Source organism: Psychrobacter sp. FME6 (assembly GCF_014861365.1).
Lineage (GTDB): Bacteria > Pseudomonadota > Gammaproteobacteria > Pseudomonadales > Moraxellaceae > Psychrobacter.
Genome location: NZ_RRYW01000031.1, coordinates 19352 through 31439 on the forward strand (window position 1 = coordinate 19352; position 12088 = coordinate 31439).

Here is a 12088-nt window from a genome sequence, read left to right on the forward strand (position 1 = left end):
AAGTTCAGAGCTAAAATTAAGGGCTGATGACTGAATCGTTAACTCCGATAGCTTGGATTAAAAAAGTAAATCTAAAAATTACGGCTCACACTTTACCTTTTTAAACTCAAATGTCAGGGGCGCAGTTTCTTTTGCCACCAATATATCGCTCGCAGATAAAAATAAAACCCCATCGCTATTGTCGAAGTCGTCACCAGTACACGTGTAGTGACTATAAAAATCAATATTGATGGCAAAAACTTGAATCATCACGTCGCTATACTTTGAGATGTTGCCCGCAGCAATGAGATTCATACTCACGACAATCACAAAAGCGCTGCCTGAGAACATTTTCTTACCCAAAGGCTGACGGTTATTTATCGCCGTTTTATTTATTGCGGTTTTATTGGCGTACCTGATATAAAAGTATAAGCCGATAGCTATAAGATAGCTGCCGAGTAATGCCATGATGGCGTATTTAAAAAATATAATGCCTGTCAACACACTAGTAGTCAGCGCCAAATTACTGGGATCAACCAAAAATATGCGATTAACCTCTCCAATGGCCCAAAGATAAGCGCGGGCACTGATTAAGGCGATTAGTAAATAAAGAACGATTTGACCCCAGATGCTGGTCTTTAAATAGAGATAAACGATATTTTTAATCGATACCATAATGAGCATGATAAATAAAACGGCAGCGATTAACAGGACAAGACTATAAGACACATAAAGCGGCAAATCCAGCGCGAAACTTAATACCAAGGCACTACCAATAATAAGAAGTATGATAGAGAATTTGGCAAAAAGCCGCGTGGTTTGAATCAACCATTCTCTAACAGAGTCTACAGTAACCTTTGGGGTGTCCGCTGGTTGTTTCTCATCAGTACTCATGGATATGGTTTTCTCGTATATAAGCTGTCATGACGACTAAGGCAATATCTCAGGCGTAATATAGTCGGTCAAATCAATGGTGGCTATTTTCTCATCCCACTCTGGTTCAGTGGGATGCGGCAAGCCGTATAAAATATTGAGCGGCTTAGGATAAGTGGTCGTAAAAGTATCGACAAATCCTTTGGCAGTATACCCACAAGGTACGATGATAATATCTGGCGATTTTTTTAGTACGAGGGTGAGTCTGCGCGCAAAGTCTTTAAAAATATCAGTTTGCGCAAGAAGGGTTGGTGCATACTGCTCGGCATTTTTGATGTCTTGTGCTAGATGTTGTTTAATACCGACAATATTATTAACCTGTGCTTGCGCCTCATCGTCAAGATCACACGGATAAAAGGCGGGATTCATCGGTAAATGCGAACAGTTAAGGATGCCAAGCGGCTGATAGTGTAGCGCTTTTATATTACAGCCAACTGGCAATTGGGTATCAAAATCATGCACATAACCTTGAGACTTTAACAATTGGGTCAGCTCAAGTGCCGACTCGCCTGCAGCTGGATGTCCATGAATGTATTCATTGATATGCGGCGATTCCAAAACCATCAAGACTTTGAGATTGCTAGGTTCAACCATCAAGTCGCCAACGTTGTACTTGGAAAGAGGCATTAATATTCCTTCTATTTATTTTTTAAGGCTAAAAAAACACCATACCAAGCACGCGCTTAATATGGTGTTTGTTATTGCAACCACCGATTCAAAAAAGACTGGTGATTGCGTTTAAATAGTAAACTCAAGCGCTCTATCACCGTCTGCATCTTTGATACGCGTTGGCAAACCAATCTTATTCAACAGATTGATAAGTGGTTTGGCATCCAGCTCTTCGACGTTGACCATTGTGCCTGTATCCCACTCACCCGTAGCGACTAGCATCGCCGCCGCAACGGGTGGCACGCCAGCGGTATAAGAGATACCTTGGCTACCCATGGCTTCATAAGCTTCTTTATGGTCGGAGATATTATAGATAAACACCTCGGTATCGACACCGTTGATTTTACCTTTAACCTTATCACCGATGCACGTATTGCCAGTATAATTTGGTGCAAGCGAGCTTGGATCTGGTAGCACTGCCTTGACGACTTTTAGCGGAATGACTTCTTGTCCTTCGGCAGTCATCACAGGCTGCTCAGATAATAACCCTAAGCTCTGTAATACGGTAAAGACGTTAATATAATGCTCACCAAAGCCCATCCAAAAACGGATATTAGGTACGTCTAGGTTTGCCGATAACGAATGAATTTCATCGTGACCGCTCAAATAGCTGTTTTGCACACCAACGACAGGCAAGTCATCGGTACGCTTGACTTCAAACATCTTATTCGACTGCCACTTGCTGTCTTGCCAAGAATAAACAGTCCCCGTGAATTCACGGAAATTAATCTCAGGATCAAAGTTGGTCGCGAAGTACTTACCATGGCTGCCAGCATTGATATCAATAATATCAATATCCGTCACTGAGCCTTTATCCATCATGTCATAGCCAAGACGCGCATAAGCGTTAACCATACCGGGGTCAAATCCTGCGCCTAAAATAGCAGTGATATTATTGTCGGCGCAGCGCTGTTTGCGCTTCCACTCATAGTTGTCATACCATGGCGGTGTCTCACAAATCTTGCGTGGGTCTTCATGAATGGCGGTATCAATATAAGCGACGCCAGTCTCGATACAAGCTTCTAACACACTCATATTAAGGAAAGGTGAACCAACATTAATGATGATTTGGATACCAGTTTCTTTTATGAGTGCGATGAGTGCTGGAATATCGAGGGCATCGATTTGATGGGTATGCAAAGTAGCAGGCTGCTTAAAGCTGCCTTTTTCTACGACACTCTGAGCGATAGCATCGCATTTATCTTGCGTACGTGAGGCAATATGAATCTCGCCAAGGACGTCATTATGCATTGCACATTTATGCGCGACTACTTGAGCCACGCCGCCTGCACCAATGATCAATACGTCTTTTTTAGTTGGATTTTTATCTGATTTGGTTTGTTGTGTAGTCAATGCCACAATCCTCCTTTGTGTCCCTGTCGATACCATCGATAATGGCGAGTCAAAACAGAAACGAGTGAATGATGTACGTGAATTAAAAAGGAAGACCGAGGAAAACCCACGCACCCGTCGGGCAAAGCACCATTTGATTATTGGCTTTTGCCCGTGGCAATTATAACAATTTTTGCTACCTTTTCGGCAAAAATTAATGATAAAGAGAAATCCAACTTTATTTATCAAAAATTATCGTATTAATATTAAGACCAAAATTAAGACAAGCTTGCCTTATAATCCTGATAATCAAACTCGCGTTGAATATCGATACTGCCATCCAGACGACGAATGACAATCGCTGGCATATTGACGCCATTAAACCAATTTTTCTTTACCATGGTATAACCAGCGGCATTGCCAAACGCAATCTTATCGCCTACTTTCAATTTATTTGGCAAAGCATATTCACCAAAGATATCACCCGCCAAACAAGAACGACCGTAAATAATGCTGTTGCCTGACATATCGGTTGTTTCATCAATATTCATAGGTAAGATATTAATCAATTCTTCATTAATAGCAGTAATGGGCGCAGATTCGCGATAAATCAGCAAATCGAGCATGTGCGCTTCGATAGAAGCATCGACGACAGCGAGGTTTTTTTCGTTATGCATGGTATCTAATACAGTCGTTACCAACGTGCCAGCACCATGGATACTCGCCTCACCCGGCTCAAGATAAACTTGTACACCGTACTTTTCGCTGAAATCCTTTAATCTGTCAGCAAGCTTTTCTAATGGATAATCAGGGGCGATAAAATGGATACCACCGCCCAAGCTGACCCAGTCAAGCTGTACTAAAACATCGCCAAACCTATCTTCAATATCAGCCAAACTCTCACTAAATGCTTCAAAACTATCATTTTCACAATTGTTATGAATCATCACCCCAGTAATATCAGCGAGCACTGCTGCAATTTTGTCTTTATCATGCTCACCAAGACGGCTAAAAGGACGGGCAGGATCAGCGATAATAAACGACGAGTTGCTGGTTTTAGGGTTTAAGCGTAGCCCTACTGGTATGTTTTGCGCTTTAGCTTGGTCTTTAAAAGCATTTAATTGCGAAATAGAATTAAAGATAATCTTATCCGCATAACTGAGCACTTCAGGGATTTCATCGCTACTATACGCCACGCTATAAGCATGAGTTTCTTTTTTATTATCGCTATTTTTGCCTTTACCAAAAGTCTCATAGCCCAAACGCACTTCATTTAATGAAGATGAGGTCGTGCCATGCAGATAAGGCTGCATAACATCAAACACACCCCACGTGGCAAAGCATTTTAGCGCCAGCAATGCCCTAGCACCTGATAACTCACACAGTCGAGCGATAATCTGCATATTGGCCACAATCGCCGTCTCATCTAGTAAATAATAAGGCGTTGATGGCAGTTTTACATGGGTGGTTTGTACGGAGGTTTTTGTATTCATAAGAATCACCTAGTAGCTGAACATTGGCATCATGACAGAGATAAATATTTGCGCTATAGTAGACTAAATTTATTATAATTAGAATATCCTATGTCATTATCAACCGACTATTCCACCTCTAGTAGCCAAGCCAATCTGTCTCAACTGGACCCAAATAATAATATTGATTTGATTCATCTCGATCCTGATGCACGTGCGGTGTTAGACTTTTGGTTTGATAAAGACAATGAGCAATATTGGTTTATCCAGAATGATGAATTTGATCAAAAAATAAAGGATAAATTTGGCAAAACATGGCAAGCAGCCAAGCGAGGTGAGTGTGTCACGTGGCGAATGACAGAAGTAACAACGGATAACAATAGCTCAGTCACGGTACTGGCTGGACGATTGTCAGAAATCATCGTTTTGGATCAATTCTCGCGTAATCTATGCCGTGAGCAAGCCTGTGCTTTTGCGCAAGACGGTATGGCATTGGTATTGGCACAAGAGGCTATTGATCAACCGTATTTTGATACGCTGCCGATGGACTGGCGTAAGTTTATCATTATGCCATTCATGCATTCCGAATCAGCGATGATTCATCAGCGCTACCTACCGCTATTTGAGCAACTAAATGATGCGAATACTTTAGATTTTGAACATCGTCATAAAGACATTATCGAACAATTCGGACGCTACCCACATCGTAATGCTGCGTTAGATCGCGAGTCAACAGTTGAAGAAGAAGCGTTTTTGCAGCAGCCAAACTCGTCGTTTTAAACGCTGTTAACCATACTAGACACTTTTTATTTAGTAAATCATTAAATTTAAATGGCTAAAGAAAGTCCCGCTTACTCTTAAGAGCCGGCGGGATTTTCTATTTAAATGACAATATATATTTTGCTTAGGCTATTTCATAGAGGTATAGTTCTATTAGCTTTCAAGTGCTTTTCTAACGGGTGCAAAACTACGTCTGTGCGCTGCCAATACCCCATACGTCTCAATCGCTTCCATATGGGCGCGTGTTGGATAGCCTTTGTGTTTGGCGATACCATATTCAGGATGCTGAGCATCAAGCGCATACATAGTTTTGTCGCGGCTTACTTTTGCTAAGATACTCGCCGCTGCAATACTGGTATGGCGAGCATCGCCTTTTACCCAAGCTTGGCAGTCAATCGCTAACTCTTTTACTCCTAATTTAGCAAGGCGTGTATAGTCTAAATCAGGACAGCGATTACCATCGAATAACACCTCTACTTGCATAGGATAAGGTGCATCATCGGTGTCTGGTTTGATGCTCACAAAATGTTTAGCGGCCGCTTCTAATAAGACTTCGGTACATAAACGCATACCGAGCATGGTTGCTTGCAAGATATTGACCTGATCGATGACTGCTGCTGGAATGTCAACGACGACATAACCAATGGTATGCTGCTGAACCAATGGATATAGAATGTCCCGCTTTTTTTCACTCAGCTGTTTTGAGTCTGTCAATATAGCCAATGGCGTACCTTTGAGCGGCTCCGCCTCAATCAAGCCTGCCCAAGTGAGCGGCAGTATCGCAGCAGCGACATGAACGCTACCTAGTAGTGGTCCACGCCCTGCTTCATCAATGCCAATCTGTAACTTATTAATAAAGACTTGGTTCGAGCTTGGCGCGTATTGGTCAATTAAATCCGTCACATTTAGCTGACCACTCAAACGTATTGGAGCCGCCAAATTAATATACTGTCCTTTGATATCAATTTGTTCAATAACTTTTTCAATCTGTAATGTATGACTCTCTGTATTATCTTGTTCTGTGTGCGGCATAATACTCATAACTTATAATGTCTTATTGATTTATTGCGAAGCTTGATTTGTGATTGGTTGTTTAGACAGATGGCTGTCTTGCATAAACCATTGCTCAATCACACTGTTAGCGGGATCGTGATTGCTTTGCTGCTGTAATAAGTGCTTGGTTTCAACGAGCGCTTTTAATTGCTCAGCATAGGCACGCGGTTGCAATAGGCGCATGACGGTGCGACAGATATTGTCGCCACTCGCCTGCTCTTGGATAAGCTCGGGTACAATCGCAGTGTTTGCCAAGATATTGGGCAAGCCAACATAAGGCACTTTGACCAGCCGTTTAGCAATTTGATATGTCAATTGATTCAACTGATAAATGACCACCATCGGACGTTCAAGCAACATCGCCTCAAGGGTCGCTGTACCCGATGCGAGCATCACCATATCTGATGCGGCCATTGCCTGCTGACTAAAGGCGGGCTGGCTATCGTCATAGACCACGACAATAGCCGCGCGCAGTTGTTCTGAGCGTTTATCAATGACCTCTTGAACGATATACTGATGATTTTGATCAACGGTTGGAATGATAAAACACAGATTTGGGTCTAATAAAATAAGCCTTTGAATCCCATCCAACATCAATGGCAATATAGCCGTTATCTCACCACGTCTAGACCCTGGCATCACACAAATAAGCTGGCTGACCTCATCGAAACGATCAATAAAAAACTGCTGCAAACCATCATTGTGCCAAACCAGCTCGCTACGGCGCTGGTTAATTGGCGTATCTAACAACGTCTGATCTATAGTTCGCAATAACGGATGACCGACACATATCGCTGGATGGTTGTAACGCTCATATACTGGTAGCTCAAACGGGAATAAACACAATACTAAATTGGTCGCCGCCTTAATATTGTGGATACGCGACTCGCGCCATGCCCAAATAGAAGGGCTGACATACTGCACACAAAATACGTCTTCAGGCTTTAGTTTTTTGGCAACTCGAAGATTAAAGTCAGGCGCATCAATGCCAATAAACCAATCAATATCTGCCGTTTTAAAAGCCGCCAACAGTTCGCGGCGCGCTTTCAGTAGGTCAGGGAGCTGAGCAACCACTTCTACCAATCCCATCACTGCCAAACGTGACAACGGAAAAATACTTTGCAGCCCTTGCGCCTGCATTTTGGCACCGCCAACGCCAATCCAAATGATATCATCACGTAGATTGTTCATCTGCTGCATAAAATCTGCACCCAAACTATCACCTGAGACTTCGCCTGCAACAATACCGATGACCAGTGGCGCCGCTGTCACGGCAGACACGTCATCATAAATATCGGGCTGTACCGTTACATCCGATGGTTGGTGAGGCGTAGCAGAATCTGTCATGACAAGCTCTCAATATTAAAGTAATACAAAAGTCAAAAATATAAATATTTTAAAATACAGAATCATTATAAAATATAGCACACGAAATCAGTGTTAGGGTGCCAACTCAAATGCACTATGGCATTATTTATAATGCTCGAATTAAGTGATTTATAGCGTCATCATACGTGACGCTGCTAAAAATAGCGAAATTAGCACATAAAATCCAGTGCTGACAATTAAAAATATGGATACATGAGTCAGTCTATTTGTCAAAATTTAGATTCAGTTCAGGTATAGAGAGCCACTTAATAGATTGTTTTTATGTTAGGTTATAAACCCTATAAGAATATGTCTAACCAACAACTATAACCAAGTTTTAGCCTCAACATTCCAGTTATCAGTCAATTAACTACGCGACTGCCCTTGTCAACCGGCACTTTTGTCAGCATAATGAATATCCCTATACATTAGCTAGACGATATATAATCATGACAACACCAGCTACTCATAATGCAGATATTGACGACGTGAATATTGAAAAGTTCATTCCTTTAATCACACCCGCTGAGCTAAAAACTGAGCTGCCTTTATCAAACGAAGCGTATAAAACCGTTCTCAAAGGTCGCAACACTATCCAAGATATCTTGGATGGTAAAGATAAGCGCCTATTTGTGGTTATTGGTCCTTGCTCTATTCACGATATTAAAGCCGCCCACGAATATGCCGATCGCTTAGCCATATTGGCAAAAGAGATCGAAGACAGCGTATTCGTAGTGATGCGCGTTTATTTTGAAAAACCACGGACGACCGTTGGTTGGAAGGGTATGATTAATGACCCTGATATGAATGACAGCTTTGATATCGAAAAAGGCCTACGTACAGCCCGTAAGTTACTGCTTGATTTAAACGCAAAAGGCCTACCGTGCGCAACGGAAGCCCTTGACCCGAATACCCCGCAGTACATGCAAGATTTGATCAGCTGGTCGGCAATTGGCGCTCGTACCACTGAGAGCCAAACGCACCGTGAGATGAGCTCAGGCTTATCATGCCCCGTTGGTTTTAAAAATGGTACGGATGGCGGCATGACCGTCGCTGTCAACGCTATGCAAGCGGTCAAAGCCGGTCATAGCTTCTTAGGCTTATCATCAGACGGCAAAGTATCAATCATCAAATCTAAAGGCAATCCATACGCGCACGTCGTTCTTCGTGGCGGTAACGGCAAGCCTAACTATGATGAAACAGCCGTTGCTCAAGTAGAAGACGCGCTGGCTAAAGGTAAAACCAGTAGCAAGATTATGATTGACTCAAGCCATGCCAACTCAGGTAAAGACCCTTACTTGCAACCAATGGTCATCAAAAACGTCGCAGAGCAAATTCAAAATGGCAATAAATCTATCATTGGCATGATGATTGAGAGTCATCTAAAAGGCGGCAACCAAAAGCTCACTGAAGACTTGAGCCAGCTTGAATACGGTAAATCTATCACTGATGGTTGCTTAGACTGGGATAGTACCGTCGAAGCATTGCACAACCTGCGTGACATGGTCAAAGACGTATTGCCTAACCGCTAATAGCCGTCATTAATAACCATAAAAACCCCGTCTGACATTAAATGTCAGACGGGGTTTTTTGTACTCTATCACTTATAAAATGGTTTATGTAAACCTACTCATTCGCTGCTGCCAATACACTGCTTAGGCTCTCATGCACATGCTTAGAGGAAGCCTGCTGCTGTACATCAAGCAGTTGCTCATGTGCCATTTGACGACGTGGCTCAGCCAAGGTATTCCAACGCGCCAGCACTTGCAATAGGCGCGAGGCTATCATAGGGTTTAAGTCATCTAACTTTTTAATCACAGCGGTATAGATATCCAAGCCTTCTTGCGTCCATAATACCGTTGGCTGCGAGGTAAAGGCACTAATCACTGAGCGCACACGGTTGGGCGTATTCCAATCAAAATCTTTATGCGCCAATAGTGACTTGATAATCTCAGGGCTGACGTTATCGGCAGACGCTTGCACACTGAACCACAAATCAATGACCAAATCATCGTCTTGAAAGTGTTTATAAAAATCGTCCAAATAATCATCGGCATTTGCTACTTGATGATTAATTATCGCCTTTAACGCCCCAAAGCGCTCCGTCATACAGCTGGCATTGTCATACTGCTGCTGCGCCCACTCGCCAGCACCTTCAACATTGGCAGTCAATGCCATATCGAGCACCACATTACGTAGCGCGCGTTTGCCGCGAGCTTCAGCGCTGTCATCATAAGCTTGCAGAGGTAGCTGTTGATATAGCGTTGCCCACTGATTTTTTAGCGCCTCTGCCAACTGCTGATATAAACCATCTCGTTGCGTTTTGACCAGCTCTGGATCGTAATCCTTATGAATGGCAGCGGCCAACTCTTGCGCTGACGGGATATCAAGCAAGCGCGCAGCCAACATCGCATCGTCGGCAGCTAAATCAGGCAACGTCTGTGCCACTGCTTGTAGGAAGACTTCAGGATTACTTTTTGAGCCTTGAGATTGCAGTAAAATACGATTGACTAGCATTTGGGTCACTTGCCAACGATTGAAACCATTGGTCTCATACTTAAGCAAAAATGCCAAATCCTTGTCTTGATAATCATAATTCAGCTGTACTGGCGCACTAAAGTCACGTAGCAATGACACGATAGGTTCACTAGTCACATCTTCAAAAACGAAGGTCTGCTCTGCTTGGTCTAACAGGAGCATACGCTCAGCGATGATTTCGCCACTTTCTTGATCAAATAATGCCGTTGACACTGGAATTGGCAAGGGTTTTGGCTCATCAAAACCGCTGACATGACGAGTTTGCTGACTCAAGGTAATCGTCAATGTTTGTGCGGCGCTATCGTAATTTTGATGACCCGATACAACAGGTGTGCCTGGTTGGCGATACCAATCGATAAAGTCCTCGATTTTGTCATTGGTGATACTGAGCGCTGATAAGAAGTCTTCAACCGTCACCGCTTGTCCATCATAGCGACGAAAATACTCATCGGTGCCTTTACGGAAATCTTCTGCACCCAAAGTATTAGCAAGCATACGGACGACTTCAGCGCCTTTTTCATAAACGGTCGTGGTATAAAAGTTATTAATTTCAACGAAACTTTCAGGGCGTACTGGATGCGCCAATGGTCCTGCGTCCTCTGCGAATTGATGGGCACGTAGATTGGCGACATCATCGATACGCTGTACCGCGCTTGACTGCTGGTCCGCTGAAAACGATTGATCACGATAGACGGTAAGACCTTCTTTTAAACACAGCTGGAACCAATCACGGCAAGTGATACGATTGCCCGTCCAATTATGAAAATATTCATGGGCGATGATAGATTTTACGCTAAAGCTACGGCTATCAGTCGTCGTCTCAGGACTAGATAAGACACAGGCAGTATTAAAGATATTCAGACCTTTATTTTCCATCGCACCCATATTAAATTGACTCACCGCAACGATCATATAACGATCTAAGTCATAGGCACGACCATAATTAACCTCGTCCCATTGCATCGAATCTTTGAGCGCTTGCATAGCAACATCGCATTTATCGATATCGGCAGACTTGGCATATACTTCGAGCAACACCTCTCGACCTTCGCTGGTGGTATAGCTATCCGTTAGCACATCTAAGTCTGCAACCACGCAGGCAAACAGGTAGCTTGGTTTATTGGTTGGATCGTGCCAAATCGCATAATGACGGTCTGGTGCCTCTGCAACCCCACCCGCTTCGATTAGATTACCATTGGCCAATAGCGTTGGATAACACTTATCCGCCTCAAGACGCGTGGTAAATATCGCGAGTACATCAGGACGGTCTGGATAAAAGGTGATTTTACGAAAGCCTTCTGGCTCGCACTGAGTGACAAACATCGTTTCGTCACCACTACCCGCCATATAAAAACCTTCAAGCGCGGTATTGGTCTGCGGACAGATACGCACTTGAAGCGCTAACGTCACCTCATCAGGCGCATCAGTAATCGTCAACTTACCTGCAGTTTGCTGATAACGCTCAGGTGTCAGTTGCTCGCCATTCATCGTAACGGCAAGCAGCTCTAGCTCTTCACCGAACAAAACAATATCACCCACAGTTTGGCGTACCATTTTTAGGGTACTGTCTACCTGCGCATGCTCCTCGAACAGCTTAATATCTAAATCAACGGTTTCCACATCGAAGCTTGGCGGTTGATAGTCTTTTAAGTTAATTTTACTCGGATTATGCGCTGGCACATCAGGCATTTCAGGATTGACAATTTGCGCAGCGGTTTCAGCGGTAGACATATGATTTCCTATTGGTTTTATAATGGTTATATTTATAACAGCATTTATAGCAAAGTAGATAAAGCAAAAGATGGATAATTATCAGCCATATCAGTCTAGGGGCTGTATAGAATTCAGCTAAGGAACTGACAGAGACTATTTTTTAGGCAATTCGACGCCAAAAATAGTAAGTTTAGTTATTCTAAGCGCGATAGTTTTGGCTATGAAGTGGCAAAAAATAGTCCTGTTCCTTC

The 12088-nt window shown here is 43.1% G+C and carries 9 protein-coding genes; 2 read left to right on the forward strand and 7 right to left on the reverse strand.

What is annotated here, in order from left to right:
• Positions 1 to 78: 78 nt before the first annotated feature.
• From EI162_RS06420 to nspC, 4 genes are all read right to left on the reverse strand, one after another.
• Complete coding sequence (locus EI162_RS06420; RefSeq protein ID WP_192523566.1) at positions 79 to 873, reverse strand: hypothetical protein; 795 nt, start codon at positions 871 to 873, stop codon at positions 79 to 81.
• A gap of 36 nt (positions 874 to 909) precedes the next feature.
• Positions 910 to 1539, reverse strand: a complete 630-nt coding sequence (locus EI162_RS06425; protein WP_192523567.1) for a hypothetical protein — start codon at positions 1537 to 1539, stop codon at positions 910 to 912.
• A gap of 111 nt (positions 1540 to 1650) precedes the next feature.
• Entirely contained in the window at positions 1651 to 2934 is a 1284-nt protein-coding gene (locus tag EI162_RS06430; RefSeq protein ID WP_192523577.1) for a saccharopine dehydrogenase family protein, read from the reverse strand.
• Positions 2935 to 3191: 257 nt separating this feature from the next.
• Positions 3192 to 4406, reverse strand: coding sequence for a carboxynorspermidine decarboxylase (gene nspC, locus EI162_RS06435; protein WP_192523568.1), 1215 nt, complete (start codon positions 4404 to 4406; stop codon positions 3192 to 3194).
• 90 nt (positions 4407 to 4496) lie between these two features.
• Between nspC and EI162_RS06440 the strand changes: the two genes are divergently transcribed.
• Positions 4497 to 5165, forward strand: a complete 669-nt coding sequence (locus tag EI162_RS06440) for a DUF924 family protein (protein ID WP_192523569.1) — start codon at positions 4497 to 4499, stop codon at positions 5163 to 5165.
• A 153-nt stretch (positions 5166 to 5318) separates the two neighbouring features.
• Here EI162_RS06440 and EI162_RS06445 read toward each other — a convergent pair whose 3' ends face one another.
• Together EI162_RS06445 and lpxB are read right to left on the reverse strand one after the other, a co-directional pair.
• Positions 5319 to 6206, reverse strand: coding sequence for a ribonuclease HII (locus EI162_RS06445; protein WP_192523570.1), 888 nt, complete (start codon positions 6204 to 6206; stop codon positions 5319 to 5321).
• 21 nt (positions 6207 to 6227) lie between these two features.
• Positions 6228 to 7565, reverse strand: coding sequence for a lipid-A-disaccharide synthase (gene lpxB, locus EI162_RS06450; RefSeq protein ID WP_192523571.1), 1338 nt, complete (start codon positions 7563 to 7565; stop codon positions 6228 to 6230).
• 470 nt (positions 7566 to 8035) lie between these two features.
• Here lpxB and EI162_RS06455 point away from each other — a divergent pair, with 470 nt between their 5' ends.
• Positions 8036 to 9118, forward strand: coding sequence for a 3-deoxy-7-phosphoheptulonate synthase (locus EI162_RS06455; RefSeq protein WP_192523572.1), 1083 nt, complete (start codon positions 8036 to 8038; stop codon positions 9116 to 9118).
• A gap of 94 nt (positions 9119 to 9212) precedes the next feature.
• On the opposite strand, the gene pepN is transcribed toward EI162_RS06455, so the two are convergent.
• The gene (gene pepN / locus EI162_RS06460) at positions 9213 to 11855 is read right to left on the reverse strand and encodes an aminopeptidase N (protein WP_192523573.1); all 2643 of its coding nucleotides are present in this window, start codon (positions 11853 to 11855) and stop codon (positions 9213 to 9215) included.
• Positions 11856 to 12088 lie beyond the last annotated feature (233 nt).